This is a genomic window from Kocuria soli, assembly GCF_003797835.1.
Classification (GTDB): Bacteria; Actinomycetota; Actinomycetes; order Actinomycetales; family Micrococcaceae; genus Kocuria; species Kocuria soli.
This window is the reverse complement of record NZ_RKMF01000002.1, coordinates 23,995-50,990: the sequence shown is the minus strand read 5'-3', so window position 1 is coordinate 50,990 and position 26,996 is coordinate 23,995. Positions and strand designations below refer to the sequence as shown.

At 65.5% G+C, this 26,996-nt stretch carries 25 protein-coding genes, 2 tRNA genes and 1 pseudogene; 11 read left to right on the top strand and 17 right to left on the bottom strand.

Annotated elements, in window-relative coordinates; translation table 11 throughout:
* Window positions 1-33: 33 nt before the first annotated feature.
* The 5 genes and pseudogenes from EDL96_RS01775 to EDL96_RS01755 all read left to right on the top strand — a co-directional run bounded on the left by EDL96_RS01775 (window position 34) and on the right by EDL96_RS01755 (window position 3,561).
* Entirely contained in the window at window positions 34-693 is a 660-nt protein-coding gene (locus tag EDL96_RS01775; RefSeq protein WP_325049525.1) for a M23 family metallopeptidase, read from the top strand.
* A gap of 46 nt (window positions 694-739) precedes the next feature.
* Window positions 740-1,336: pseudogene (locus EDL96_RS01770) on the top strand (maleylpyruvate isomerase family mycothiol-dependent enzyme); the annotation flags it as partial.
* Window positions 1,337-1,445: 109 nt separating this feature from the next.
* Window positions 1,446-1,862, top strand: coding sequence for a GntR family transcriptional regulator (locus tag EDL96_RS01765; protein WP_123823853.1), 417 nt, complete (start codon window positions 1,446-1,448; stop codon window positions 1,860-1,862).
* Window positions 1,859-2,848, top strand: coding sequence for an ABC transporter ATP-binding protein (locus EDL96_RS01760; protein ID WP_123823849.1), 990 nt, complete (start codon window positions 1,859-1,861; stop codon window positions 2,846-2,848). The genes EDL96_RS01765 and EDL96_RS01760 overlap by 4 nt, the downstream gene beginning before the upstream one ends.
* Window positions 2,845-3,561, top strand: a complete 717-nt coding sequence (locus EDL96_RS01755; RefSeq protein ID WP_123823846.1) for a hypothetical protein — start codon at window positions 2,845-2,847, stop codon at window positions 3,559-3,561. Before EDL96_RS01760 ends, EDL96_RS01755 begins: the two co-directional genes overlap by 4 nt.
* Window positions 3,562-3,617: 56 nt before the next feature.
* Here EDL96_RS01755 and EDL96_RS13535 read toward each other — a convergent pair whose 3' ends face one another.
* The gene (locus EDL96_RS13535) at window positions 3,618-4,187 is read right to left on the bottom strand and encodes an FAD-dependent monooxygenase (protein ID WP_233568632.1); all 570 of its coding nucleotides are present in this window, start codon (window positions 4,185-4,187) and stop codon (window positions 3,618-3,620) included.
* A gap of 3 nt (window positions 4,188-4,190) precedes the next feature.
* Here EDL96_RS13535 and EDL96_RS13530 point away from each other — a divergent pair, with 3 nt between their 5' ends.
* The gene (locus EDL96_RS13530) at window positions 4,191-4,619 is read left to right on the top strand and encodes a hypothetical protein (RefSeq protein WP_233568639.1); all 429 of its coding nucleotides are present in this window, start codon (window positions 4,191-4,193) and stop codon (window positions 4,617-4,619) included.
* A gap of 18 nt (window positions 4,620-4,637) precedes the next feature.
* Window positions 4,638-5,177 carry a TetR/AcrR family transcriptional regulator gene (locus tag EDL96_RS01745; RefSeq protein WP_123823841.1) on the top strand — a complete coding sequence of 180 codons (540 nt, stop codon included), beginning with the start codon at window positions 4,638-4,640 and terminating at the stop codon, window positions 5,175-5,177.
* Here the strand turns inward: EDL96_RS01745 and EDL96_RS01740 are convergent.
* Genes EDL96_RS01740 through ileS form a run of 3 tightly spaced genes read right to left on the bottom strand, consistent with a single transcriptional unit; the run spans window position 5,174 to window position 10,369 of the window.
* Window positions 5,174-5,608 carry a DUF4233 domain-containing protein gene (locus EDL96_RS01740; protein WP_123823838.1) on the bottom strand — a complete coding sequence of 145 codons (435 nt, stop codon included), beginning with the start codon at window positions 5,606-5,608 and terminating at the stop codon, window positions 5,174-5,176. The two genes, EDL96_RS01745 and EDL96_RS01740, sit on opposite strands and share 4 nt — an antisense overlap.
* Before the next feature lie 4 nt (window positions 5,609-5,612).
* Window positions 5,613-6,989, bottom strand: a complete 1,377-nt coding sequence (locus EDL96_RS01735; RefSeq protein ID WP_123823835.1) for a bifunctional folylpolyglutamate synthase/dihydrofolate synthase — start codon at window positions 6,987-6,989, stop codon at window positions 5,613-5,615.
* Window positions 6,986-10,369, bottom strand: coding sequence for an isoleucine--tRNA ligase (gene ileS / locus EDL96_RS01730; protein ID WP_123823832.1), 3,384 nt, complete (start codon window positions 10,367-10,369; stop codon window positions 6,986-6,988). Before ileS ends, EDL96_RS01735 begins: the two co-directional genes overlap by 4 nt.
* Window positions 10,370-10,721: 352 nt before the next feature.
* On the opposite strand from ileS, the gene purU reads away from it, so the two are divergent.
* Window positions 10,722-11,627, top strand: coding sequence for a formyltetrahydrofolate deformylase (gene purU, locus EDL96_RS01725; protein ID WP_123823828.1), 906 nt, complete (start codon window positions 10,722-10,724; stop codon window positions 11,625-11,627).
* 95 nt (window positions 11,628-11,722) lie between these two features.
* Here purU and EDL96_RS01720 read toward each other — a convergent pair whose 3' ends face one another.
* Complete coding sequence (locus EDL96_RS01720; protein ID WP_123823825.1) at window positions 11,723-12,511, bottom strand: SDR family oxidoreductase; 789 nt, start codon at window positions 12,509-12,511, stop codon at window positions 11,723-11,725.
* Window positions 12,512-12,592: 81 nt separating this feature from the next.
* Window positions 12,593-12,943: a DUF488 domain-containing protein gene (locus EDL96_RS01715; RefSeq protein WP_123823820.1), complete on the bottom strand. Its 351-nt coding sequence runs from the start codon at window positions 12,941-12,943 to the stop codon at window positions 12,593-12,595.
* Window positions 12,944-13,050: 107 nt separating this feature from the next.
* Between EDL96_RS01715 and valS the strand changes: the two genes are divergently transcribed.
* Window positions 13,051-15,699, top strand: a complete 2,649-nt coding sequence (gene valS, locus EDL96_RS01710; protein ID WP_123823817.1) for a valine--tRNA ligase — start codon at window positions 13,051-13,053, stop codon at window positions 15,697-15,699.
* A gap of 201 nt (window positions 15,700-15,900) precedes the next feature.
* Window positions 15,901-17,301, top strand: a complete 1,401-nt coding sequence (locus EDL96_RS01705) for an MBL fold metallo-hydrolase (protein WP_123823814.1) — start codon at window positions 15,901-15,903, stop codon at window positions 17,299-17,301.
* Window positions 17,302-17,419: 118 nt separating this feature from the next.
* Here the strand turns inward: EDL96_RS01705 and EDL96_RS01700 are convergent, their stop codons facing one another.
* From EDL96_RS01700 to EDL96_RS01660, 9 genes are all read right to left on the bottom strand, one after another.
* The gene (locus tag EDL96_RS01700; RefSeq protein WP_123823811.1) at window positions 17,420-18,283 is read right to left on the bottom strand and encodes a sulfite exporter TauE/SafE family protein; all 864 of its coding nucleotides are present in this window, start codon (window positions 18,281-18,283) and stop codon (window positions 17,420-17,422) included.
* Between the two features lie 37 nt (window positions 18,284-18,320).
* On the bottom strand, window positions 18,321-18,899 hold the full coding sequence (locus tag EDL96_RS01695) for a rhodanese-like domain-containing protein (protein WP_123823809.1): 579 nt from the start codon (window positions 18,897-18,899) through the stop codon (window positions 18,321-18,323).
* A 78-nt stretch (window positions 18,900-18,977) separates the two neighbouring features.
* Complete coding sequence (locus EDL96_RS01690; RefSeq protein WP_123823806.1) at window positions 18,978-19,583, bottom strand: mycothiol-dependent nitroreductase Rv2466c family protein; 606 nt, start codon at window positions 19,581-19,583, stop codon at window positions 18,978-18,980.
* Window positions 19,584-19,696: 113 nt separating this feature from the next.
* Window positions 19,697-20,242: a DUF1697 domain-containing protein gene (locus tag EDL96_RS01685; protein WP_123823803.1), complete on the bottom strand. Its 546-nt coding sequence runs from the start codon at window positions 20,240-20,242 to the stop codon at window positions 19,697-19,699.
* 18 nt (window positions 20,243-20,260) lie between these two features.
* Window positions 20,261-21,550 (bottom strand): ATP-dependent Clp protease ATP-binding subunit ClpX, encoded by a 1,290-nt coding sequence (clpX, locus tag EDL96_RS01680; RefSeq protein ID WP_123823800.1) that lies wholly within the window; start codon window positions 21,548-21,550, stop codon window positions 20,261-20,263.
* 251 nt (window positions 21,551-21,801) lie between these two features.
* Window positions 21,802-22,509 (bottom strand): ATP-dependent Clp protease proteolytic subunit, encoded by a 708-nt coding sequence (locus tag EDL96_RS01675; RefSeq protein WP_407656889.1) that lies wholly within the window; start codon window positions 22,507-22,509, stop codon window positions 21,802-21,804.
* A 52-nt stretch (window positions 22,510-22,561) separates the two neighbouring features.
* The gene (locus EDL96_RS01670; protein WP_407656888.1) at window positions 22,562-23,209 is read right to left on the bottom strand and encodes a ClpP family protease; all 648 of its coding nucleotides are present in this window, start codon (window positions 23,207-23,209) and stop codon (window positions 22,562-22,564) included.
* A gap of 300 nt (window positions 23,210-23,509) precedes the next feature.
* Window positions 23,510-24,853: a trigger factor gene (gene tig, locus EDL96_RS01665; RefSeq protein WP_123823797.1), complete on the bottom strand. Its 1,344-nt coding sequence runs from the start codon at window positions 24,851-24,853 to the stop codon at window positions 23,510-23,512.
* 134 nt (window positions 24,854-24,987) lie between these two features.
* A tRNA-Pro gene (locus EDL96_RS01660) sits at window positions 24,988-25,060 on the bottom strand.
* Window positions 25,061-25,363: 303 nt separating this feature from the next.
* Here EDL96_RS01660 and EDL96_RS01655 point away from each other — a divergent pair.
* Window positions 25,364-25,434: transfer RNA gene (locus EDL96_RS01655), tRNA-Gly, on the top strand.
* A 67-nt stretch (window positions 25,435-25,501) separates the two neighbouring features.
* Here the strand turns inward: EDL96_RS01655 and EDL96_RS01650 are convergent.
* Window positions 25,502-26,431, bottom strand: coding sequence for an Fpg/Nei family DNA glycosylase (locus tag EDL96_RS01650; protein WP_123823793.1), 930 nt, complete (start codon window positions 26,429-26,431; stop codon window positions 25,502-25,504).
* A gap of 2 nt (window positions 26,432-26,433) precedes the next feature.
* The gene (locus tag EDL96_RS01645; RefSeq protein WP_123823789.1) at window positions 26,434-26,967 is read right to left on the bottom strand and encodes a ribose-5-phosphate isomerase; all 534 of its coding nucleotides are present in this window, start codon (window positions 26,965-26,967) and stop codon (window positions 26,434-26,436) included.
* Window positions 26,968-26,996: the final 29 nt, after the last annotated feature.

Sequence of the window (26,996 nt, the reverse complement as noted above, 5' to 3'; positions counted from 1 at the left end):
CGCAGGAGACCATCAAGAACACGGTCGAACGGAATGTCCCTGAGCTACCGCGATTTGCTCCTCCGGCATGAAGACTCTCGCGTGGCCACAGGACCTTGGCGGGCTTATCTTGTTGACATGGTGGCGTCTATCGATCCGGCGTACCCCTTTATCGGGCACTGGCTGGTCCAAAACAGCCCCGCAAACCGAATTCCCAGCCACGGCACGCACGCATTTGCCACGACCTACGCCATTGACTTTGTGCCGGTTACGGAGTCCGGGCGCAGTGCCCCGGTTACATTGAGTTCCGTGGTGCAGCCCGAACCCGCAAATAGGTTCCCAGGTTTCAGTTGCCCGGTCTTAGCCCCGGTCGCCGGTGTGGTCACTGCCATCCACGATGGTCAGCCCGATCATCCCGCATACCGTGGGCTGCCCTCGCTCCGCTACGCACTGACTCAGCACCGACGTGCGGCGGAGGGGTGGGCCGCTCTTGCAGGGAACCACGTGGTGATTAATACCGGCGGCATCATCGTCACCCTCTGCCACCTGCAGCATGGAAGCATCCAGGTCGTGGGAGGCCAGCAGGTCACCGTTGGAGACGTACTCGGTCCCTGCGGTAACTCCGGGAACAGCACTGAACCCCATGTATACGTTCCGGACAAGCTGAACCACACGTCACAGGTCACAACATCCTCGAGGGGTCCCCTGTCATGACAACTGATCACCACCAGGTCTACGCGATCGCCACGCGCAATCGGCTTCTGGCCGCCGAGATGTTTCCGCGCTGTCCGACGAGCAGTGGCAAACTCCCAGTCTCTGCGCCGGATGGACAGTCCGGGAGGTCTGTGCCCACCTCGTGCCACCGTCCACCGGACACTCGATCCTGCGGTTGGTCTGGGACGTGGCCCGTTTTCGTGGCGACCTGGCCCGCATGGTGGACGTGACCACCCGGAAGCAAGCGCGCCGACCGACAGCGGAGCTTGTAACGGACCTGCGGGACAACGCCGCTGTGGAGTTGAGGGCCCCAGTGGTGGGGCCGTACGGTCCGCTCACTGACACCGCGATCCATCTGCGCGACGCTGCCCGCCCACTGGGTCTTGATGTTTCCCCAGCCCCGGTGGACTGGCTACCGGTCCTCGGCTTCCTGGTCGCACGATCCGCGGAACGTGGCTTCGTCGGAACGGGGAGGACCGCTGGTCTTCGCCTCGTGTCGACCGACTCCGCCTGGTCATGGGGAACAGGAGAGCTCGTACGCGGTACCTCGGAAGCACTTGCCATGGGCATTGCCGGACGCTGTGTGGTGTACCCGGAATTGGAGGGAGACGGCGTCTCGCTCCTGCGAGGACGCGACCGGTGACATCGATCCCCGTGGGACGCCCCTCCAGTTCGTCCGTGCTTGCGCATCGTCGTGTTCTATGGTTCATTAGTTGAGTAACTAACCAATAAACTAGTGAATCGAGGTGGTCGTGACTCCCCCCGCGCCACGCTCCGATCGCCCGATCTTTCTGGATCTCGCGGATCAGATCGCCGACGACATCCTGTCGGGTGCGTACGCTCCGGGCACTCAGGTGCCCTCCACCACGGAATTGTCCGTGCACTACCGGATCAACCCGGCCACAGCCGGCAAGGCCTTGAATCGCCTGGTTGATCAAGGGGTGCTGGAAAAACGGCGAGGACTCGGCATGTTCGTCACCGCAGACGGAACGGAAATCCTGCGCACCCAGCGGCAGGGCGACCTGCTCGAGACCTACCTCGCACCCCTGATGGCCGAGGCTGCACGGCTCGGAATGACACCCGACGACGTCGTCGCCCTGATTCGCAGCCACGTCGAGTTCTCGGCATCCCGCTCATCCACCACTCACCCCACGGAGGCACCCCGATGACCGTGACCACCAGTCATGCACACCGGCACCAGCCGGAACCACAGGACACCGCCCGGACGGATCCGCACAGTGGCATCGTGCTGCGCGACGTCACGAAGTCTTATGGAAAGACCGAAGTCCTCAAAGGCATTGACCTGCACCTGGACCCCGGCAAGGTCTACGGCTTGTTGGGCGCCAATGGCGTAGGCAAGACCACCATGATGTCCCTGATCTGCAATCACATCTTCCGCACCTCAGGTTCCGTGACCATCGACGGCGAGGACCCCGCGGAAAACGCCAAGATCCTGGAACGCACGGTCTTCATTCACGAAGATCAGCGGTGGCATGACGATTATCTGGTCAAGCACATCCTCAGCGCATTGCCCTCTTTCTACCGTGGATGGCAACCGGAACTTGCGGAGCGCCTCCTTGAGCGCTTCTCCATTCCCCGCAAGACCCAACTGAAGAAACTCTCCCGCGGTCAGCGTTCGGCCTTCGCGGTCAGCATCTCCTTGGCCAGCCGTGCCGAATACACCTTCCTGGATGAGCCATATCTTGGCCTGGATCCGTCCTCCCGGAACATCTTCTACGAAGAACTCATGCGGGAGGTCTCCGAACATCCCCGAACCGTCTTGATGTCCACCCACCTGATCGACGAGGCAGCCAATCTCATGGAGGAGGTGATCCTCATGCGACAGGGCCGCATCGAACTCCATGCCGATTCCGATGCCGTCACCTCCAGCATGACCGCCGTGCGCGGCATTGAGGACGCCGTGGACGAGTTCACGGCGTCCTACGACATCGTGAACTCGCAATCCTTGGGGCGCATCCGGTCCGTCCTGGTCCGAGGCTCACTGAGTCCCCGGGAACGCGAGCGGGCGGACAGATTGCACCTGTCCGTGGAGACCCCCGGGCTCCAGGAGATCGTGGCCGCCCTGGGAATCCTGGACCACGATGCCCGTCAGGCCGACGTGCACGATACTCAGAATGAAGGAGCCATGTCATGACCTACCCCATGCGCAGTTTCCGTCTCTACATGGCCCAACGCACCTACTCGGTGTACGTGGCTCCCATGATTTTCGTTGCCGTGATTGCTTTGACCGTCATTGCGGGACTCATCGTGGGCATGGTGACCGGGCTGCCACTTCCCGGAGAGACTCGGACGATCTTCAGCGGATTGGGCATGCTCATCAGCGTGCTCATCGGGTTCTTCATCTCGTCCTCGGCCCTGGCAGTCAACCGCACTTTTGCCACATTCCTGGCATTTGGCGGGACACGCCGGGACTTCTGGACCGGCACGTCCTTGGGGTTTCTGGTCACTGCGATGATCACTGCGGTCGGCGCCACGATCCTGCTGACGGTGGAGCGCCTGACCGACGGATGGTTCATCGGACTACCCGTGTTCGACAGTCACCTGTTGGGAGACGGCAAGTACCTCATCACGTTCCTGGCCGTGCTGGCATACTCATTGGCCGCACTGTTCACGGGTGCAGCCTTCGGCACGATCTTCAGAGCCTTCGGAGCGACGGCAGTAACTTTCTCGATCATCGCTGCGGTGCTGGTCATCGCGGGTGTCACAGCTGGGCTCGTGTGGCAACGGGAATTCGTCCTGGAGGCCGCAGCAAACCTCGGACAATGGGTTCCCACGATCCTCGCCGCCACATTCGCCCTGGCCTGTCTCGTCATCAGCTACATCGCCAACAAGAAGGCGACCATCTGAACCAGTCGGGTGGCTGCACCGAGGTCACTGGCGACGCCAAACCTTGGCGTTGGCCTCTACGGCCAGTTCAGTGCAATTCTACGTACCACCCCCGACGCCGCCCGCACCGCCTGACTACGCCCCCATCGACGCCGTTGATACTCCCGCAGTGCCACGTCCAGCGGGAAATCGCTCAGACACTGCGCCAAAGTGGCTCCATCCACCAGAGCTTCACACGCTCCACGCCCCATGTTGGGTGACATGGCGTGGGCGGCGTCGCCCACGAGCACGAACCGCCTCCGCACGTACCGCGTGAGCGTCGGCGTTTCCATGATCGAATTGAGCAGCACACGCTCCGGATCTACACGCTCCAGGACTGCTTGAACGGGGGCCGGGAATTGTGCGAAGTGGTGTTGCGCCCACGCCAGCACCTCGGACTTTGTGGCTCGAAACTCAGGCATTGACGCAAACCAGTTCGTCACACCCCGAGTGTTCGCGGAGATGCCAAACAGGCTGCCCCGCCCCCAGAACTCCTGCAGCCATGGGTCACCGGGGGCAAATTCATCGATGTCGCCGTTGACCACTCCACGCAGCGCCATGGCCCCCGTTCGACGCCCCGGACATCCCCATGCAGCAGCCCGCGTCACGGAATGCACACCGTCGGCTCCAACCACCAGGTCCCCCGTCAGCGTGGTCGGATCCTCAACAGCGCCATCGAAGCTCTGCACCGCAGCCGGCTTGGCCCTGCCGAGTACAGCCAGCAGGTCCGGACGCTGAATCAACCAGGAGTCCGCCGGAGCGGTGCCTCCTCCGAGGCGACGCCCCGTGGACGTGGACACACGCACCCCGGTGGCTGGTCGAGCACACTCTCGAACCGGGTCAGCAAGGCCGAGGTCATGCAGCGACCGGAGCGCGTGGGGCCAGAGCCCGTACACGGTTCCGAGGTCATGACGTTCGGGGGCACGCTCGTGGATGCGCACCTCGAAACGATGCGGGTCGAGGCCCGCGGCCAGTGCGAGCCCGGCTACTCCGCCTCCGATGATGTCGATGGTGACCATCACCAAATACTACATTTGTAGTGATAGTAGATTCAAGGCATGCCCACACACCGTGACAACCTGATCGAGGCGGCCATTCGTGTCCTCGCCGAGGGCGGGTCACGTGCACTCACGCACCGCGCGGTGGACCAGACCGCTGGCGTCCCACCGGGGACGTGCTCCAATCACTTCCGTACCCGATCGGCTTTGACCACGGCCGTGGCCGATGAGTTGGAACGCCGCGACATTCGGATGTCCGATGATTTCGACCTGGCCTCCGTACGGACGGGCGATGCTGTTGCGCAGCTCGCCGATGCGTTCGTCATGGCTCAACTTGCACACCCGAATCCTCAGCGAGCACGACTTGCCTTGGCCACGGACTCCGGCGTGGATCTCAGCGCGCACCACGACCGACTTCGCGAAATCATGGTGACCGTCATTAGGTCGGCCGGTGTGGCCGCACCCGAGAGCGCCGCTCGTATGGTCGCCGACCACGTCGACGGGGTTCTGCTCCACGGTCTGACTCTGGGCACCCGCTCCATCCATCAGGGCGAGGTAGCCGAGGCGGTACGACGGCTCCTGGGCGCTGACCAGCATTAACCCCCGTGCGCCGCCCGCCAATCCAGCTCGGCCTGATACCGCTCCGCGTTCTCCCGGTCCAGCTGCGCTCCCTTGCGCACGGCGTACCACCAGAGCACGACGAACAGCGCACCCAGCACGAACATGGCGGGCAGGAAGAATCCGGTCAGCACCATCCATGCCTGCAGAGCCCACCCGGCGGCAACGCCCCAGGGCTTCCGCAGGACCGCGCAGCACAGGATGAACAGCACCGCGAACACGGCACCGCCGATCAGCACCCACAACCGATGCGGATGCTCCGGACCCCAGAGCCCGAACACCGTGAGCGCCCCGAAGAACACCACGAAGGCCTCCATGGTCAGCACGGTGGAGGCGAACATCATCTTGATCGACCGGGGCTTCTTGATCTGATTGGGCCGCCATTCCCGCTGGGCCTTGGTCATACGTGCCATCCGGTCAGCCTTTCAGGATGCGGCGAGCTTCACCGGCAACGGTCACGGATCCGGTGATCAGAACGGTGGATTCGCCCTTCTCCGCCTTCTCCGTACGGGCGGCCTCCAGAGCCTGAGACACGGCCTCCCCCACGGAATCGGTCGAGTGAACGGCACCTTCCGGGAACCCGAGGTCCACGGCGGCCTGGGCCAGGGCCTCCGGCTGCACGGCCCGCGGTGAATCGGAGGCGGTGAACCACCACTGGGCGTCCACGTGGGAGTACCCGTCCAACAGCGACTTCAGGATCCCGTCCACGTCCTTGTCTCCCAGCACACCCACCACGGCGTAGAGCCGTTCGGGATGGAAACTTTCCACCAGGGCAGCGGTGGAAGCCGCAATCCCGTGCGGGTTGTGCGCGGCGTCGATCACCACGGGCGGGGACGGTTGCATGAGCTCCAACCGGCCCGGCGAGCTCACGGCCCCCAGACCGTCGGCCACGATGTCCCGTGCCAGCGGCTTCTCTCCCCCACCGACGAAGGCTTCGACGGCGGCCACAGCCAGTGCCGCATTCGATGCCTGGTGGGCACCCAGGACCGGCAACAGCAGGTCCTCGTAGGTTCCGGCGAGACCGCGTACGGTGATCTGCTGCCCACCGACCCCGGGGAGGCGGTCTTCGACGCCGAACTCCACACCCTCGAACCGGAAGGGCACGCCCACGTCCTGAGCCTTCTCCAGGAGCACCTGTGCCGCATCGGGGTCCTGGGCTGCGGAGACCAGGAAGCCGTCCGGCTTGATGATGCCCGACTTCTCGTGGGCGATGTCCTCAACGTTGTCGCCCAGTAGGTCGGTGTGGTCCAGGTCGATGGGCGTCACCACGGACACGGCCGCGTCGGCCACGTTCGTCGCGTCCCAGACTCCGCCCAGTCCGACTTCCAGCACCATGACGTCCACCGGGGCGTCCGCGAACACCGCAAACGCCAACACGGTCATGAGCTCGAAGTACGTCAACGACGGGGCCCCCGCCTCGGCCAGACGGGCATCCACGACAGCGACGTACGGCGCGATCTCGTTGAACACCCGGACGAACGTCTCGTCGTCCACGGGTTCACCGTCCACGCAGATGCGCTCGGTGACCCGTTCCAGGTGCGGGGAGGTGTAACGCCCCACGCGCAGGTCCTGCGCGAGCAGCAGCGCTTCAATCATGCGCGCCGTCGAGGTCTTGCCGTTGGTGCCCGTGATGTGGATGACCGGAGCCGAACGGTGCGGGTCGCCCAGCACCTCCACGATCTGCTGCATGGCGTCCAGCCGCGGAGCCATCTTGTTCTCGGGCGCGCGATCCAGGAGGAGCTGGTACACGTCCTCCACGGTCTGCGCGTCGGGCAGGTCCCAGGCATCGGTCATCGCTGCACCTCCACGCTCACTGCGGGTTCGCCGTCGACGGCGGGCTCGAGGACCAGCTCCACGGTCAAGGTCTCGGAGGACACCAGATCCCGGTTGGCTTCGACGGCGGAGAGCACCTCGGCGGTGTCCGTCACCACGGTACGGATCCGGTCCGACACGTGGAGCCCCGCTTCCTTCCGCGCCTGCTGGATGGTGCGGATCAGGTCGCGGGCAATGCCTTCGGCTTCGAGTTCCGGAGTCAGCTCAGTGTCCAGCACCAGGAACCCACCGCCGGGCAGCACGGAGACCGCACCGGATGCCGCGTCGTCGGACACGACCGTTTCCAGTTCGTATTCGTCCTCGACCAGTTCCACACCGCCGGCGGTGACCACGCCGTCGTCGGAAATCTCCCAGTCCCCGGTCTTGGTGGCCTTGATGACCGCCTGGACCCCCTTGCCCAGGCGCGGGCCGGCGGCGCGGGCGTTGACCTTGAGCTGCTGGGAGATGCCGAAGTCCGCGGGGCTGGTGTCCGCGGCGTCCAGGAGGGTCACGGATTTGAGGTTCAGCTCGTCGGCGATGATCTGCTCGAACGTCCCCGCCAGGTCCTTGCCACCGGGCACGGCAACGGTCAGTCCGGCCAGGGGCTGGCGGACGCGCAGCTTGTGGGCCTTGCGCAGTGCCGAGCCGGCCGAGGCCACGGTGCGGGTGGTTTCCATGCGGTCCACCAGCGCCAGGTCCTGCTCCCCGTGCGGGAACAGGTCGGCATCCGGCCAGTCGGTCATGTGTACCGAACGCCCGCCCGTCAGCCCACGCCAGACCTCCTCGGAGATCAGCGGCAGCAGGGAGGCCGACAGGCGCGTGGTGGTTTCCAGGACGGTGTAGAGCACGTCGAAGGCCACGGGATCTTCGTCGAAGAACCGGTCACGCGAGCGGCGCACGTACCAGTTGGTCACCAGTTCCATGTGGTTGCGCAGCGCTTCGGCGGCACCCCAGATGTCGTACTCGTCGAACTTCTCCCCGACCTCGCGGACTGCTGCTCCGGTGCGGGTCAGGACGTAGCGGTCCATCACGTTCTCGGAGTCGTAGCGCTTGGAGGCCTGGTACCCCGAACCGTTGTTCGCGGCATTGGCGTAGAGGCTGAAGAAGTACCACGTGCTCCACAAGGGCAGGAGCATCTGGCGGGTTGCCTCGCGGATCCCCTCCTCCGTGACGATCAGGTTGCCGCCGCGCAGGATCGCGCTGGACATGAGGAACCACCGCATGGCGTCGGCGCCGTCGCGGTCCAGGACCTCGTTGACGTCCGGGTAGTTCCGCAGCGACTTGGACATCTTCTGCCCGTCGGAGCCCAGCACGATGCCGTGGGAGATCACGTTGCGGAAGGCCGGGCGGTCGAACAGCGCGGTGGCCAGGATGTGCAGGGTGTAGAACCACCCGCGGGTCTGGCCGATGTACTCCACGATGAAGTCACCCGGGTTGTGGGTGCTGAACCACTGTTCGTTCTCCATCGGGTAGTGGACCTGGGCGTAGGGCATGGAGCCCGAGTCGAACCACACGTCCAGGACCTCCGGAACACGCCGCATCACGGCACCGGCGGCAGCGGCCTCCGGGTCCGGGTGAGGCCGGGTGAGGTCGTCAATCCACGGGCGGTGCAGGTCCACCTCACCGTGGGCGTTGAGCGGCAGCCGCCCGAAGTCGCGCTCCATCTCCGCCAGGGAGCCGTAGACGTCCCGGCGGGGGAAGCGCGGGTCGTCGGACTCCCACACGGGGATGGGTGAACCCCAGTAGCGGTTACGGGAGATGGACCAGTCGCGCGCGTTCTCCAGCCACCGCCCGAACTGCCCGTGCTTGACGTTGCCGGGGATCCAGGTGATCTCCTCGTTGAGTTCGAGCATGCGGTCCTTGAACCGCGTGACCTCCACGAACCACGAATCCACCGCGCGGTAGATCAGGGGGTTCCGGCAGCGCCAGCAGTGCGGGTAGGAGTGCTGGTAGGAGTCCTGCTTGACCAGCAGGTTCCGTTCCCGCAGGTTGCGGATGATCGTGCGCGAAACGTCCGGGTCGAACACGTTCAGTCCCGCGATGGACGCCAGCGGAGCCTCCGCGGAGACGCCCGTGTCCGCGAGCCACGGCAGGAACTCGCCGGATTCGTTGAGCGAGAGCACCACGGGGATGCCGTACTCGCCCGTGGCCTTCTGGTCGTCCTCACCGTAGGCGGGCGCCTGGTGGACCAGGCCCGTGCCGTCCGTGACGGTCACGTAGTCCGCCACGATGATCTGCCACGAACTCGCGACGTCCTGCCCCGGCGCCAGTTCCACCAGGGTGGACGGCAGCTGGCCCACGTAGTCCCACAGGGGCTCGTACTTCAGGCCCTCGAGCTCAGCGCCCTTGACCCGCTTCACGACGGCGGCACCCGCCGCCTCCGAGTCCTCGTGGCCCAACGCCTTGGTGTGCGCCGGGAGCAGCGCCTCGGCCAGCAGGAACGTGCGCCCCTGGAAGTCACCGGCGCCCGGAACCAGCACGTAGTCGATCTCCGGTCCGACGGCGAGCGCCTGGTTGGTCGGCAGCGTCCAGGGCGTGGTGGTCCAGGCCAGGGCCTCGGCGCCGGAGAGCTCGGCAGCCAGTTCGGCGGTAGCGGCTGCAACGGCGTCGTCGTCGATCTTGCCCGCCGTGGCCAACTCGCCGGTCAAGCGGAAGGCGACGGTGACGGTCTGGTCCGTGCGGTCCTGGTAGACGTCGTCGTCCATGCGCAGCTCGTGGTTGGACAGAGGGGTCTCGTCCTTCCAGCAGTACGGCAGCACGCGGTAGCCCTTGTAGACCAGGCCCTTCTTGTCCAGTTCGGCGAAGGCGTGGATGACCGATTCCATGTACTCGACGTTGAGCGTTTTGTAGTCGTTCTCGAAATCCACCCAGCGGGCCTGGCGGGTGACGTAGTCCTGCCACTCGCCGGCGTACTTCATCACGGATTCGCGGCAGGCGTCGTTGAAGCGGTCGATGCCCATGGCCTCGATCTGCTTCTTGTCGTTCATGCCCAGCTGCTTCATGGCCTCCAGCTCGGCCGGCAGACCGTGGGTGTCCCAGCCGAAGCGCCGCTCCACACGGTGGCCCTTCTGGGTCTGGTACCGCGCCACCAGGTCCTTGACGTAGCCCGTCAGCAGGTGGCCGTAGTGGGGCAGGCCGTTGGCAAAGGGAGGGCCGTCGTAGAACACGAACTCGTTGGAGCCGTTCTCCCCGGCCGGGCGCTGGTCGATGCTGGCCTGGAAGGTGTTGTCGTTCTTCCAGTACTCCAGGACGCGCTCCTCGATCTCCGGGAAGCGCGGGGAGGTCGGCACCCCCTGGGCGTCGGGGTTGGTGCTCGCCTTGGGATACAGCGGCTGGTTCACGGGCTGGCCGTCCTTGCTCATGCTTCTGCTGGGGCTGCAAGGACGCCGTCCGCCCGGGTGGGCGGGTGGCGCGGTACCACCTCGCTTGCACTGGCCGTGGGATTTATGACGACGGTCGCCGTCGTCGCTCATCCCTAAGCCGATGCCGCTTGATTGCAGGCTGTCACGGGCCTGACCCGTTCGGTTCTACTGAGGGCCCGCTGGTGCGGACGTCCCTTTCTTCCGAAGGCTCCCCGGTGATGGCCGGATCAACGCCAAGTCGGGTCAAGTGTACGTGGTGAACGGGTGCGATTCACGCTGCGTGGCGATTGACCTGTGGGACCATGGTCGGCAGTCATCATCCGCACGTCCCGTATTTGGAGGCCGCAGCTTCATGGCCCAGCGCATCGTCCGCGTCACCTGTCCCGATCGCCCCGGCCTGGTGGGCACCATCACCACCGCGTTCGCGGACCGAGGTATGAACATCCTCCAGCTGGACCAGTTCACGGACGCGGACGCGCTCCCCCAAACGGGCGCCCCGGTTCACGGCACCTCCGGGGGTTCGTTCTTCTTCCGCGCGGTGGTGGATTCCCCCGCCGACCGGACTCCCGACGACGACGCCGCGGACGCCGAGTTCCACCGCCTCCGTGAGCGTCTGACGAATTCCGTGGATGACTCCATCGTGGAGGTCCAGCCGTATCCGTCCAAGCTGCGCGTGGTGGTCCTGGCGTCCAAGACCGATCACTGCGTGGTCGAGATGATTCGCCGCGCCCAGACCGATCAGCTCTCGGGTGAGGTGGTCAAGGTCGTGGCCAACCATGACGTCCACGGCCCTTTGTGCGACTTCTACGGCATCGAGCACGTGGTGGTGCCCAACGCCGATCTGACCAAGGAAGAGCATGAGGCCGCCGTGCTGGAGGCCATCGGCACGGACGTCGACGTCGTCGTCCTGGCGCGGTACATGCGGATCCTGAGCGATGACTTTCTGCAGAAGGCTCCGTGCCCGATCATCAACATCCACCACTCGTTCCTGCCGTCGTTCATCGGTGCCAATCCGTACCAGCGAGCGCATGACCGCGGCGTGAAGATGATCGGCGCCACCGCCCATTACGTCACGGCGGATCTGGACGAGGGGCCGATCATCGAACAGGACGTGGTCCGAGTGGATCACCGCCACACCAAGGACGAACTGGTCAAGTCCGGCGCCGACGTCGAACGCAACGTGCTCTACCGGGCGGTCAAGGCCCACTGCGAGGGACGGATCTTCCTGGACGGCGACCGCACGGTCGTCTTCGGCTGACCTGCGCCCTCTTTACCCACCGCTGAACCCTCGCGAAACTGCCGCATCAGGTGCTGATGCGGCAGCTTCGCGAGGGTTCAGCGGGATGAGGGGGTCTACTTTCGGATCATCTTGTGGACCGCAGCCTGGGCCACGGGCTTGACCGTGATGGTGTCCAGGTCGATGTGATGCGGCAGGTTCACGGCGAAGGCGCAAACCTCCGCGACGTCCTCTGAGGTCAGTGGCTTCTCCACGCCGGCGTACACCTTGTCCGCGGCCGCCTGATCGCCCAGCCGCATGAGCGAGAACTCCGGGGTGTGGACCAGTCCCGGGGCAACCTCGATCACGCGGATGTTGTTCTCGGCCTCCTCCAGCCGCAGTGCCTGCGTCAGGGCCCGCTGGCCGAACTTGGCGGCGTTGTAGCCGGAACCACCTTCGTAGGCGAACTCCGCAGCCACGGAGGTCAGGTTGAGGACCGTGCCTTCCCCGTTCTCGCGCAGAGCCGGCAGGAACGCCCGGATCAGGCGCATCGTGCCCATGACATTGACGTCATACATGAAGTTCCAGTCGTCGTCCTTGGCATCGCCGACCTTGTCGACGCCGCGGGCTCCGCCTGAAATGTTGATCAACGCGTCGATCGTGCCCTGTTCGTCCAGCACCCGATCACGCAATGCGTTCACCTGATCCTGGTCGGTGATGTCCGTGGCGGCTGGAATCACGCCGGTCTCTCCAGCGAGGTCCTCCAACCGCTCCGCTCGCCGCGCGACCGCGTAGACGGTCCACCCGTCCTGTCGCAGCTTCTTCGCCGTCGCTTCGCCGATTCCTGTGGACGCGCCCGTCACGACGGCGACCATCTGGCGTCCGGACTCCGTGGTCTTCTGCTGTGCGGCAGTGTTCTCAGTCATGCCCCCACGCTACCGAGCGCATCCCGCAGCATCCAGGGTGCGTGGCGGTCCGCGGCTACCCATGGCGGTAGGCGCACGATCTCAGAGGTGTTCTTCCAACCACTGCTTGAGCACCTCAGCATGGTTCTGCTGGGTGTCCTTTGCCCCGTAGAGCAGCGTCACCTTGGGGAGCTGCTTGATCTCCTGGACAAAGTCCGCCGCCGCCTGGCTGTCGTCCAGTTCCGCGCGGTATTTGTCGGCGAACTCTTCAAAGGAGCCCCCACCGTGAAACCACTTCCGCAGTTCGTTCGACGGCGCCACGTCCTTCGGGTGCCCGTCCAACGCGGCCTGCTCCTTGGTCACACCGCGAGGCCACAACCGATCGACAAGAAGGCGTTGGCCGTCGTCGTCGGAGGGTTCCTCACGGACTCGCTTGGTCACGATCTCAGTCATCTGCCCACCGTACGCACCCGCACCGGCCCACGTCTTGACTCAGGTCACCCCCCGACGCATGGTCACCGCACCCGGAGTAGCGGGCCAAACATGAAAGACTGGCCCGCATGGCTGAAAACACGCAGGGCACAGACACGCCCACCACCGTGACCGTCCCCGACAAGCCCGCATTGGAGGGCCTCGAAGAGAAGTACTCCCAGCAGTGGCGCGAACAGGGCACCTTCGCCTTCGACGCGAACACCACGCGCGAGCAGGTGTACTCGATCGACACTCCCCCGCCCACGGCCTCCGGCTCGCTGCACGTGGGGCACATGTTCTCCTACACCCAGACGGACGTCATCGCGCGCTATCAGCGCATGACCGGCAAGAACGTCTTCTACCCCCTTGGCTGGGACGACAACGGCCTGCCGACCGAACGGCGCGTCCAGAACTACTACGGTGTCCGCTGTGATCCCGCCCTGCACTACGTGGAGGGCTACCGCCCGCCGGAAAAGCCGGCCAAGAACCAGCGTGACTGGGACGTTGTCTCCCGCCGCAACTTCATCGAGCTGTGCGAGGAACTCGCGGTCGAGGACGAGAAGGTCTTCGAGCACCTGTTCGCCACGCTGGGCCTCTCCGTCGACTGGACCCGAACGTACCGCACCATCGACGACCACTCCCGAAAGGTCTCCCAGCTCGCCTTCCTCAAGGACCTGGAAGCCGGCAACGCGTACATGGCCGAGGCCCCCACCATGTGGGACGTAACCTTCCGCACCGCCGTCGCGCAGGCCGAGATCGAGGACAAGGAGCGGGAGGGCGCCTACCACCGCGTGTCCTTCCATGCTCCGGACGGACAGAAGGTCTTCATCGAGACCACCCGCCCCGAGCTGCTCCCCGCGTGCGTCGCGCTGGTGGCCCACCCCGATGACGAGCGCTACCAGCCGCTGTTCGGCACGACCGTGCGCTCCCCGCTCTTCGACGTCGAGGTCGAGGTCAAGGCGCACCCGCTGGCCCAGCCGGACAAGGGATCGGGCATCGCCATGATCTGTACGTTCGGCGACCTGACCGACGTCACCTGGTGGCGCGAGCTGGAGCTGCCCACCCGCGCGTTGATCGGCCGCGACGGCCGGTTCGCCTCGGAGACCCCGGAGTGGATTTCCGACGGCGCCCCCTCCGAGCGCTACACGAACGTGGCGGGCAAGACCGTGTTCTCCGCCCAGCAGGCCGTGGTCGAGATGCTGCGGGAATCCGGCGATCTGGAGGGCGAGCCCAAGAAGATCACCCACCCCGTGAACTTCTACGAGAAGGGCGACAAGCCCCTGGAGGTCGTGACCTCCCGCCAGTGGTACATCCGCAACGGTGGGCGCGACGCCGCGCGCCGTGAAGCACTGATCAACCGCGGCCGGGAGATGCAGTGGCACCCGGGGTTCATGCGGTCCCGCTACGAGAACTGGATCGAAGGCCTCAACGGCGACTGGCTCATCTCCCGTCAGCGCTACTTCGGCGTGCCGATCCCCGTGTGGTACCCGGTCAACAACGACGGCGACCCGGACTACGAGAACCCCGTCCTCCCGTCGGCCGAGCAGTTGCCGGTCGACCCCGCCGCCGAGCCCGCCCCGGGGTACACCGAGGACCAGCGCGATCAGCCCGGCGGGTTCACCGGAGACCCGGACGTTTTGGACACGTGGGCGACGTCGTCGTTGACCCCGCAGATCGCGACCGGTTGGGCCGTGGACGACGCCCTGCACCAGGTCACGTTCCCCATGGACCTGCGCCCGCAGGGGCACGACATCATCCGGACCTGGCTGTTCTCCACCGCCGTGCGGTCGAACTCCTTGGAGGACTCGGTGCCGTGGACCAACACGGCACTGTCGGGCTGGATCTTGGATCCGGACCGCAAGAAGATGTCCAAGTCCAAGGGCAACGTGGTGGTCCCCAACGAGGTCCTGGAGAAGTACGGCTCGGACGCCGTGCGCTACTGGGCCGCCTCGGCTCGCCTGGGAGCGGACACCGCCTATGACGAAGGTCAGATGAAGATCGGCCGTCGCCTGGCGATCAAGCTGCTCAACGCTGCAAAATTCGTGCTCGGTCAGGGGGTGACGGAGGCCTCGGTGATTGGCGGGGACGTTTCATCAACGGTGGATGCGTCCGTGCTGACCAACGACTTGGACCGCGCGCTTTTGCAACGATTGGCAGAGGTGGTTGCAGCCGCAGACTCGTTCATGCAGATGTACATGTACTCCGTGGCCCTGCAGAGGGTCGAAACCTTCTTCTGGACCTTCACGGACGACTACGTCGAACTGGTCAAGGACCGGGCCTACGGTGCTCGTGGAGATGCTGAGCAGGCCTCCGTCCACGCCGCACTGGCCACCACCCTGGACACCGTGCTGCGCCTGTTCGCACCGTTCATCCCGTTCGCGACGGAAGAGGTCTGGTCCTGGTGGCGTTCGGGTTCCGTGCACAATCAGACATGGCCAAGGTCGACCCAATGGCCGTGGCCAACCGTGGATTCTGAAGCTCTGGACACCGTGAGCCAGGCCCTGTCGGGGCTGCGGAAGTCCAAGTCGGAGGCCAAGGTCAAGCAGCGCACCGAGGTTCTGTCGGGCACCGTCACCGGCTCCGCCGCGCAGGTGGCCCAGTTGCAGGTGGGCCTGGAAGACCTCAAGGCGGCCGGCAACGCCCGCGAGATCACGTTGACCGAAGGCGTGATCGACGACGGCGGCCTCCTGGTCACCGACGTCGTTCTGGCTGACCCGGAGGAAACCCCGGCCGGCTGAGGCCCTCCCCCATACGCCGAGTTCGGGGTTGTTCCGCCTATTCGACCAAATAGGCGGAACAACCCCGAACTCGGCGTTTTTCATGCCGCATCTCGATCGTCGGGACTTAGGTCGAGCCTTGGGAATATACCCCTGGGGGTATTAAGTTGGGACGAGTGAGGCGCACCAGCGCCGTACCTACGACTCCCCGAGGAGGCCCCCATGCTCTTGGAGCGCATCTACGACGAGGACCTGGCTCAGGCCAGCTACTTCATTGGCTGCCAGCGCGAGAACACAGCCGTGGTGGTTGATCCCCGCCGCGACATCGAAGTGTTCCAGCGCCTGGCCGACGAGCACGGCATGAAGATCGTGGCAGTGACCGAAACCCACATCCATGCAGACTTCCTGTCCGGAACCCGCGAGCTCGCCGCCGCCACCGGCGCAACCATGTACGTCTCCGCCGAGGGTGGCGATGACTGGCAGTACCGATTCGACGCGGAACGACTCGAGGATGGATCCAAGATCCAGATCGGCAACATCACGATCGAGGCCGTACACACGCCCGGACACACTCCCGAGCACCTCTCCTTCCTGGTCACTGACGGCGCGTTCGCCGATACCCCCGGGTACATGTTGACCGGCGATTTCGTGTTCGTCGGAGACCTCGGCCGCCCCGATCTGTTGGACGAGGCCGCAGGGGGCGTCGACACCCGCTTCGAAGGGGCTCAGCGGATGTTCCGCAGCCTCAAGGAGAAGTTCCTGACCCTTCCGGACCACGTCCAGGTCTACCCGGCGCATGGCGCAGGGTCCGCATGTGGAAAGGCGCTGGGCGCCATCCCGTCCACCACCGTGGGCTACGAGCGCACTTACGCCTGGTGGAGCAAGTACATCGAGAACGACGACGAGGCGGGCTTCGTCGACGAACTCCTGTTCGGGCAGCCCGATGCACCCTTCTACTTCGGGCGCATGAAGAACCAGAACCGCCAGGGCGCGGCTGTCATCGGCGAGCGCGGCGACCTGCCTGAGTACTCCGCGAGCCAACTGTTACCGCAGATCGAATCCGGTGCGCTGTCCTTCGTTGACACCCGTTCCGTTGACGAAGTTCACCAAGGCACTGTGAAGCATGCGTTGCACATTCCCTCTGGCGGCAAGATCGCCAGCTTCGGGTCCTGGGCCGTGGATCCGGACCGTAATCCTGCCCCGCTGGTCCTACTGGCCCCTGACGCCGTAGCAGCACGTGAGATCTGGGACCACCTGGTGCGCGTGGGCATTGACGACGTCAAGGGCTACACCGCTTCCATGGAGGGTCTCCCGCAGGAGACTCCCGAGGTGATCGACCCCGCCGAGCTCGAGGGCTTTGACCGCGACCTCCTCCTGGATGTCCGCGCCGTGAGCGAGTTCCAGGGAGGCCACATCGCCGGCGCCGACCAGCTCCACGGCGGCCGTGTCCTGTGGAACCTGGAAAGGCTCCCCCAGGACGGCACCATCGTGACCTACTGCCAGAGCGGTCTGCGCAGCTCGATTGTGGCGAACATGCTCCGCAACAACGGCTTCCACGTCGCGGAGTTGGACGGCTCCATCAACAACTGGATGGCGCAAGGGCGGGACGTGGTCAGCGACTGATCCCCACATGCGGAGGGCTCCTCACCGGATACCGGTGAGGAGCCCTCCGTTCTTCATGGGTCTTCCTGGGCCAGCCTTTCCACCACGGCTGCGGTCCGGACATCGGCTTGTCACAAAGTCACGATGGCGCTGGCCGAGAACCCAGGGGGCAGGCCGGAACCAACCGACAGACCAGGGCAGCCACACCCGTTACAGCGGCAATTCCAGCCAGTACCAGCCCGGCCGGATCGGGCAGTTCCTGCACCAGAACCACAATGCCCACGACCAGGACGAACCATCCGAATCCCTTGCGCAGCACCTGGGCAGGCACCTTGGCGGCCACCCTGGAACCGACCAGTGAGCCGAGGACCGCCGTCGTCGTCACAGCGGCAACCAGCGACCACTGGACCTGTACCGATGAGAGATGCCCGGCGAGCCCCGCAAAGGAATTCATGGCGATCACCAGCAGGGAGGTTCCGACCGCCGCAGGCATGCTCAGCCCTGCCAACAGAGCCAGCGCGGGGACCACCAGGAACCCGCCACCGGCACCGATCAATCCCGTGACGAGGCCGACTCCCAGCCCGATGAGAACCAATTTCAGACGCGAGTACTCGGGCTGACAGTTCGGACCCTCGCACGGTCGGCGACCTCGGATCATGGCGGCCGACGTCACCACCATCATCACGGCAAAGGCGACCATCAGTGCGGTGGGACTGATGTGCTCGCCGAGCATGGCGCCCAGGAAGGCCGCAGCCATGCTGGTCACACCAAAGATCAGACCCGTACGCCATTCGACAAACCCCCGCCGGGCATGCGTCAGGGCGCTGATCGCACTGGTCACACCCACCACGAACAACGAGGTGGCGATGGCTTCCCGAGGGTCGAGACCCGCCACATACGTCAGCATGGGCACGGTCAGAATCGAACCACCGCCACCCAACGTGCCCAGTGAGAGCCCGATCAGGAGAGCCAGCACCAGCGTCAGTATCAGGAGCCAGCTCATGGTGCCCACCGTGCCGCTGCCTCAACACGCAAGGGACTCACCGACCGCTCGGCAATTGATCCAGGAAGTCCTGTGGCGTGCCTTCGTGGGCGCCGCGGTTCCACGGCATCTTGGCCAGCACACTGCCCATGGCGCATGTGTTGGAGGCCGCGGAGTACGCAAGCCCCGCGCCGACTCCCCCGCTGAGCAGGCGCAGCTTGGGAGAGAGCATCTGCCCACCCACGACACCGGCCAACACCAGCGAGCCGGCCGCCATGCGCACCTGACGCTCCAGGGCCCACGCCTGCTTGCCTTCCACAACGTCGCCGCCGGCGGCCGCATATGCTGCAGCGCCACCGTCCAGAACGTGGGCGCCCTCCAGACCTGCGGCACTCAGACGCTGCCGGGCTTGCTCGGCACGCACCCCGGAGTGACACACCAGGACCACGCGCTGCCGCAGCCGATCAGCAATCTCCGAGGCGTGCTCCGAAAGCAGGTGCAGTGGAACGTTGTAGCTGCCGCGGATGTGCAGGGACTCGAACTCCGCAGCAGAACGGACATCCACCACAGTGACGTTGCCGTCCTGCATCCAGGTCAACAGCGTGATCGGGGCCACCTCTGTGACATGAGCGGTCATTAGGCAGTACTCCTCAGGTAGGGAATGAGACATCACCAGTATGTCACATACCCCCTGGGGTATCCTGCCCGGTGTGGTTCAGCTGAAGTCGGGGCCCTTTTCCCGTCCACGCTTGAGTTCGTAGAAACCGGGGTAGGAAGCCAGCGTCAGTGCGGCGTCCCAGATCCGGCCGGCTTCCTCACCCTTGGGCGCAGGGGTGAACACGGGCCCGAAGAACCCCACCCCGTTGACGGCGATGCACGGCGTTCCGATGTCCTTGCCGGCCACCTTCTGCGCCGCTTCCGTGGAGGCGCGCAGGGCGTCGTCGTACTCGGTTGAATCCTTCGCTGCCGCCAGCTCGGCGGGCAGTCCGACCTCGGCCAAGGATTCCTCGATGATGGGCAGCAGGCTCTCGTCGCCACCCATGCCTCCGGGGTGACGACGGGTACCCATAGCGTCGTAGAGCTTCTTGCGGTACTCGTCCCCCTGCTTCTGCGCGGCGGCCTCGACCACGCGCACCAGCCACATGGACTCCCCGTGGCCCATGTGGTGGTTGTCCGGGTTGTTCTCGTTGAGGATCCCCAGCGAGATGATGCGCCAGTTCACGTCCACCTCACGGACCTGCTGGACCTCTCCCATCCACCGGGACGTCATCCACGCCCACGGGCAGAGGGGGTCGAACCAGAAATCAACGGTGTCGGTCATCGCAGTCTCCTTCACGCGGCCTCCGCCGCTTCGCTTGTCAGCGCGCACCCACAGCGGGCGCTTCGTCTGCCCCAACGCTACGACGACGCCGCCGTCGTCGCGCTCTGCAGCGCTCAGATCCGCGCTGTGATCTCCCGCAGCGAACGGAGATTCCGGGCCGTTCCGCGGCGACCGTCCGGGAGGGCCAGCCGCGTGATCGGCTCCGCGACGCGGGACTTGGACAACCCGTGCGGCGTCCACAGCCACATGACCTGACCGTCGAACTCGACACGGTCCGGGTCATCGGGCGTCATGAAAGCCCGCGCGCGTGAGGCGAGGTCCTCCGGGATCGCCGTCGGGAAGAAGATGCCGTGCACGAAACGGGGATCCTCGACCTCCGGCCACGGACAGCGCTGCACCGCCGCAGTGAACTCCCGGTTCGGAACCACCACGGTGGGAACTTCGAAACCGAACGCGGCACGCAGGGCACCGGCCAGCTCATCGGTCAAGGCTGCCGGTTCCCGGTTCAGCGGATCAGAAGCCACCAGGTTCCCCGACTGGATGTAGGTGACGCAGTCGGTCAGCCCCGCATCGGTCGCCAGCTCACGCAGCCGCGCCATGGGCACCTTGTGCCGCCCACCCACGTTGATGCCGCGCAGGAGAACGACGACGCGGCCCATCCGAAGTCCTCGGGTGACTCAGGCCGACTTGGATTCGTCGGCCGGTTCCTCGGTGATGACCCGCGGCGTGACACCGTCGGTCACGCACTCGGCATCCACCACGACTTCCACCGCGTCGTCGACCGTGGGGAGGTCGAACATCACGGGAAGCAGGACCTCCTCCATGATGGCTCGCAGACCGCGGGCGCCGGTGCCCCGTTCGATCGCCTTTTCGGCAATGGCCTGCAGCGCCTCGGGCGTGAAGGTCAGGGTGACGCCGTCCAGGTCGAACATCTTCTGGTATTGCTTGGTCAGCGCGTTCTTGGGCTCCACCAGAATGCGCTTGAGGTCCTCGTCAGAGAGTTCTTTCAAGGCGGTAATGATCGGCAGACGACCGATGAACTCCGGGATCAAGCCGAACTTGAGCAGATCTTCCGGCATGACCTTGCCCATAAGTTCGGAGACCGGCCCGTGGGTGATCTGCTCCATGGGCGCACCGAAACCGATGGATGTCTTACCCGCGCGCGACTCCACGATGTCCTCCAGACCGGCGAAGGCACCGGCCACGATGAACAACACGTTGGTGGTGTCGATCTGGATGAACTCCTGCTGCGGATGCTTGCGGCCACCCTGCGGCGGAACGGAGGCAACCGTCCCTTCCAGGATCTTGAGCAGCGCCTGCTGTACGCCCTCTCCGGAGACGTCACGGGTGATCGAAGGGTTCTCGGACTTGCGGGAAATCTTGTCGATCTCGTCGATGTAGATGATCCCGGACTCAGCTCGCTTGACGTCGAAATCAGCGGCCTGGATCAGCTTGAGCAGGATGTTCTCCACGTCCTCGCCCACGTAACCGGCCTCCGTGAGAGAGGTGGCATCGGCGACCGCGAACGGAACGTTCAAACGGCGGGCCAGGGACTGCGCCAGGTAGGTCTTGCCGGAACCCGTGGGGCCGACCAACAGGATGTTGGACTTGGCGATCTCCACGTCCTCTTCGCCGGCGGCCGTGGCCAGCTGCAACGGCTTGCCCGACTGGGAAGCCCGCACCCGCTTGTAGTGGTTGTAGACGGCCACGGACAGCGCGCGCTTGGCGGTTTCCTGCCCGACCACGTACTGCTGGAGGTGCTCGAAGATCTCCCGCGGAGTCGGCAGAGCCGTTTCGTCGGAGCCCTCGACCTCCGTCAGCTCCTCCTCGATGATCTCGTTGCAGAGTTCGATGCACTCATCGCAGATGTAGACGCCGGGCCCGGCAATGAGCTTGCGGACCTGCTTCTGACTCTTCCCGCAGAAAGAGCACTTAAGCAGATCAGCGCTTTCGCCGATGCGGGCCATGTGCACTCCTTGGAGCTCGTGGTCTGGTGCGGTAGGACATATTGGGCATGGGTCGTCATTGACTGCCCTGGGAAACCCACGATACGCGAGCACACCGACGGCGACCAACGCGACACCACGCACCCCGGCCGGACAGCGCACCGAGGGCACCTCCGTCGTCGTGGACGGGACAAGGTTTGACAGGCAAAAGGCCACCTCCGGACTCCGGAAATGGCCTTCTGCCTGTCAAACCTGGGTGGTGGCCCAGACGATCAGGGGGTGACCGTCTTGGGCTTGACGGCCTTGCGGGACTCGAGCACGTGGTCCACCAGGCCGTAGTCCTTGGCCTCGGTGGCCGTGAGGATCTTGTCGCGTTCGATGTCGCGGTTGATCTCCTCGGAGGTCTTGCCGGTGTGCAAGGCCATGGTGTCCTCGAGCCAGGTGCGCATGCGCACGATCTCGTTGGCCTGGATCTCGATGTCCGAGGCCTGTCCGCCACCCTGCCCCTGCATGGCGGGCTGGTGGATCAGCACGCGCGCGTTCGGCAGGGCCAACCGCTTGCCCGGCGTGCCTGCCGCCAGCAGCACCGACGCCGCGGAAGCAGCCTGGCCCAGGCACACGGTCTGGATCTCCGGGCGGATGAACTGCATCGTGTCGTAGATGGCAGTCATCGCGGTGAAGGAGCCACCGGGCGAGTTGATGTACATGGTGATGTCACGGTCCGAGTCCTGGGCCTCCAGGACCAGCAGCTGGGCCATGATGTCGTCCGCCGAGGCGTCGTCCACCTGCACGCCGAGGAACACGATGCGGTCCTCGAACAGCTTGGTGTAGGGGTTCTGGCGGCGGTAACCGTAGGGCGTGCGCTCTTCGAAGTCCGGGAGCACGTAGCGGCTGGTGGGCATGGAGCCCGCGGTCGAACCGGGCAGGTACGCGGGAGCACCCGACTGTCCGTAGCCCGTCTGTCCGTAGATGGAGTTCATGAAAGTCATCCTCTTGTTCGTTAGACCTGAAGCGTTACGGGGGCCCTGAGGCTCAGTCCTCTTGGTCCTTCATGGTCCCGCCGCCACCGGAGACACCGGAGGCGTTCTGGGCGATGTGGTCGAAGAAGCCGTACTCCAGGCCGCGTTCCGCGGTGAACCAGTTGTCGCGGTCGTTGTCCTCGAGGATCCTCTCGATCGACTGGCCGGTCTGTTCGGCCGTCAATTCCGCGAGGCGACGCTTCATGTCCATGATCAGCTCGGCCTGAACCCGAACGTCGGAGGCCGTACCGCCCATGCCGCCCGAGGGCTGGTGCATGAGGATGCGGGTGTTCGGGGTGGCGTAGCGCTTGCCGGGGGTTCCGGAGGAGAGCAGGAACTGCCCCATGGAAGCCGCCAGGCCGGTGGCCACGGTGACGACGTCGTTGGGGATCAGCTGCATGGTGTCGTAGATCGCCATGCCGGCGGTCACCGAACCGCCCGGGGAGTTGATGTAGAGGTAGATGTCCGCCTCCGGGTCCTCCGCCGAGAGCAGGAGCATCTGCGAGCAGATCAGGTTGGCGTTGCGGTCCTCCACCTGGGAACCCAACCAGATGATGCGTTCCTTGAGCAGGCGGTTGTAGACGTAGTCGTCCTGCCCGGCGACGGGCTGGCTGTCCATGCGCGGCTGAGACTGCTGCGCAGGGGTGATCGGGGAGGTCATGAGTGCATCCCTCTTTCGCGTGTCTTCAGTTCCCGGTTCTCACCGGGTCACCCGTACCTGACGCGTCTTGAGGCGCCACGTAGCGGGTCCGATCGGTCGCGTTCGAGCCTAATGGACCACGTGCCGCCGTGTTCGGTTGCCGGTGCATTGTTCGCTGGCGGCATGTCTGTCACCCGGGCAGGGCACCCGAAGTCCTCCGTACACGACGACGGCGCCCGCCCCGCATGCTTGATGCGGATCGGGCGCCGTCATGGTGTCTGTGGTGACACCGGGCAGTGAGCCTTCCGGCTCACGCGCGGGTCACTTCTCGGTTGCCTCGGTCTCCTCGACGGCCTCAGCCTCGGTGGCTTCTTCGGCACCGGCGGGGGTCACGAAGGAGGACAGGTCCACGGCGTTGCCGTCGGTGTCCACGACCTCGGCGTACTCCAGGACCTTGGCCAGGGCCTTACGACGGCGGACCTCACCGACCATCATGCCGGCTTGGCCGGAGCCGTCCAGCATCTGGGCGAACTGGTTCGGGTCCATGCCGTACTGCTGGGAGGTGGAGATGATGTAGTCGATCAGCTCGGACTGCTCGACGCCCAGCTCTTCCTTGTCCGCGACGGCGTCCAGGACGATCTCGTTGCGGAAGGCGTTCTTGGCGTTCTCCTCGACCTCGGCGCGGTGCTCCGGGGTGTCGTGGTCGGCATCGGCGTTCGGGTTGTTGAAGTGCTGGTCGATCTGCTCCTGCAGGACGACGTCGGGCACCTCCACGTCCACCAGGCCGACCAGCTGGTCCAGGACCTTGTCGCGGGCCTCGATGCCCTGCTCCACCACCACGGAGTCGGCGGCCTGCTTCTTGAGGTCGGCACGCAGCTCTTCGATGGTGTCGAACTCGGAGGCCAGCTGGGCGAACTCGTCGTCGGCCTCGGGCAGCTCGCGCTCCTTGACGGCGGTGACCTTGACCTTGACGGTGGCTTCCTCGCCGGAGTGCTCGCCGCCGGCCAGCTTGGTCACGAAGGTGGCGTCCTCGTCGGCGGACAGGCCGGTCACGGCCTCGTCCATGCCCTCGAGCATGGTGCCGGAGCCGACTTCGTAGGACAGGTCGTTGGCGGCGTCGACCTCTTCGTCGTCAATGAGCGCCTGGAGGTCGAGGGACACGAAGTCGCCCTCGGCTGCCGGGCGGTCCACGGACTTGAGGGTGCCGAAACGGCCCCGCAGTTCGTCGAGTGCCTCCGTCTCGTCAGCGTCCCCGCCGTTGCGGGCCTCGACCTCGACCTTGAGGCCCTTGTACTCGGGGAGCTCGATCTCCGGGCGCACGGTGACCTCGATGAAGGCCTTGGTGGCTGCCTCGCGGTCCTCGGCGGAGGGCTGCTGGGAGACCTCGAGCTTCGGCTGCGCGATCGGGGTCAGGTCGTGCTCGGCCAGGGCCTGCTGGAAGAAGGTGTCCATGGCCTCGTTCAGGGCGTTCTCGACCACGAAATCGTAGCCCACGCGCTGCTCGATCAGCTTGGCCGGGACCTTGCCGGCGCGGAAACCGGGGACCTGGATCTGGTTGGCCAGGGACTTGAAGGTCCGGTCGACAAACGGCTTGAGGTCCTCGAACGGAATCTCCAGATCGATCTTCGCCTGGGTGGGGCTGACGTTCTCGACGGTGCTCTGCACTGGCGCTGCGCTCCTGATAGGTGGGTGTTGTTGCAGTTCTCAGCCAGCAGCCCTGACAGGGACGACGCGGCGTCGTTCCGTGGGGACCGCGGGCACGGTATGCGACCGACCGGAAAGCTCCGGACGGTCGTACGTCGGGGTGACAGGACTCGAACCTGCGATCTCCTGCTCCCAAAGCAGGCGCGCTAGCCACTGCGCTACACCCCGCGGTGTTGGTCGTTCTCTGTGCGGGTCACCACCACCGGACGTGGTTGTGCACCGTCAGAGCACGCACGAGCGTCGAGTCTAACGCTTCCCTCCGCATCAGCGCACTTTAGAGGCGCGGGCCGGGCCCGGCATGGACAACGGCCTCGCGGATACCCCCGGCAATCCCCGGGACGAACGACGCGGCCGCGCCTTGCGGCACGTTTGGTCCCTGGGCGCTGCCTCAGGTACCGTTGCATCGCTCACTGGCTATCGCCTGGTTCTTGGCGACGGACGTCGCAAGAACCGGAATGGGTGGCCGTGCGCGGGGATGTAGCTCAATGGTAGAGCCCCAGTCTTCCAAACTGGCTACGCGGGTTCGATTCCCGTCATCCCCTCCGAACACGAGGAAGGCCCGGTCTGATGACCGGGCCTTTTCGGTTCTCCTGTCGCGCAGATACCGCGTCACGACGACGCCTGACACCCCGGACACCAGAACAGGCTCCGGCCGGCCAACTCCGATTCGCTGATCGGGGTCCCGCAGTGCAGGCAGGCGCGGCCCTTGCGCTTGTAGACGTAGTTCGCGTGCGCCGGCCAAGCGGCGGTTTCCGGCACTCCGGGGCGGTCCTCCGGATCGGTCGTGATGATCCGACCGAGTCGCACCCCGATCTCCATCAGGGACCGGTTCTCCTCCCAGAGCCCACGCAAGACGTTCTCCCCCGCAGCCTTTCCGGGGAGGAACGGATCGACCCCGCGCCGGAACAGGGACTCGGCCCGGAAGATGTTGCCCACCCCGGAGATGACCTGTTGCTCCATGAGCAGGGCGGCGATCGGACGAGCAGACCGGGAAGCCCGCGCCAGGAACAGGGCCGGGTCGGCGTCGGGGTCCAGCGGGTCGGGTCCCAGGCGCTTCTTGGCCAGTTCGGCCTCGGAGACGGTCTCCACCCGACAGTCCGAGGGTCCGCGGAGATCGGCCCAACCGTGGTTTCCCACCAGACGCGCGCGCACCGCACCGACGGGCGCATCCGGGACCACGCGGCCGTCGTCGTCGTAGGTCTGGCCCCGTGAACCCGACGTGCCGGTCTCCCGTTCACCGATCTTCCGTGGCGCTCCGATGCTGGACGCTGCTGCGAACGTACTGTCCCCGGCGAAACTCCAGGCCCCGTACAGACCCAGATGCGAACGCATGACCAGGCGGTCCGCCGGGTCCGCCGGGGACTCGAAAGTCAGGTGCAGCTGCTTGCCGTAGGCACGCGCGGACACCAGTCGCCGCCCGTTCAACAGTGCCGCGCCGCGGGCGAATCGACCCTGCGGGCTGGTGACGGCAAGTTCCTGATCCAGGAAGACGTCCCCGATCTGCCGGGCAAGTCTGTGGATCGAATGACCTTCGGGCAAACTCAGGCCTCGGCGGTACCGGCAGCGCGCCCTGCGTAGGGACGGCCGGTCAAGCCGGAGAGGTGACCGGCGACGTTACCGGTGGCCTCGAACTTGGTGATCTGCTGGATCCTTCGCACGTGACGGTCGTCCCCGGAGAACGGAGTCGACAGGAAGGCCTTGACGATCTCGAGCCCCTCTTCCGGAGTGTGCTGCCGGCCGCCGAGGGCCACCACCTGGGCGTCGTTGTGCTCGCGGGCCAGTTGGGCGGTCGAAAGATTCCATGCAAGCGCCGCACGGACGCCGCGCACCTTGTTCGCGGCCATCTGCTCACCGTTACCAGATCCACCGAGCACGATTCCCAGGGAGTCCAGCCCCTGGTCCCGATCAGCGATCACGGCCTGGGCGGCGTGAATGCAGAACGCCGGGTAGTCGTCCACGGCGTCGTAAGTCTCCGGGCCGTGGTCGATCATGTCGTATCCCAGGGCGGCCAACTGCTCCACCAGGTACTGGGAGAGTTCCATCCCCGCGTGGTCGGTGGCGATGTGAACGCGCATCCGCAGACTCCTTCGTCGCTACTTCTGTT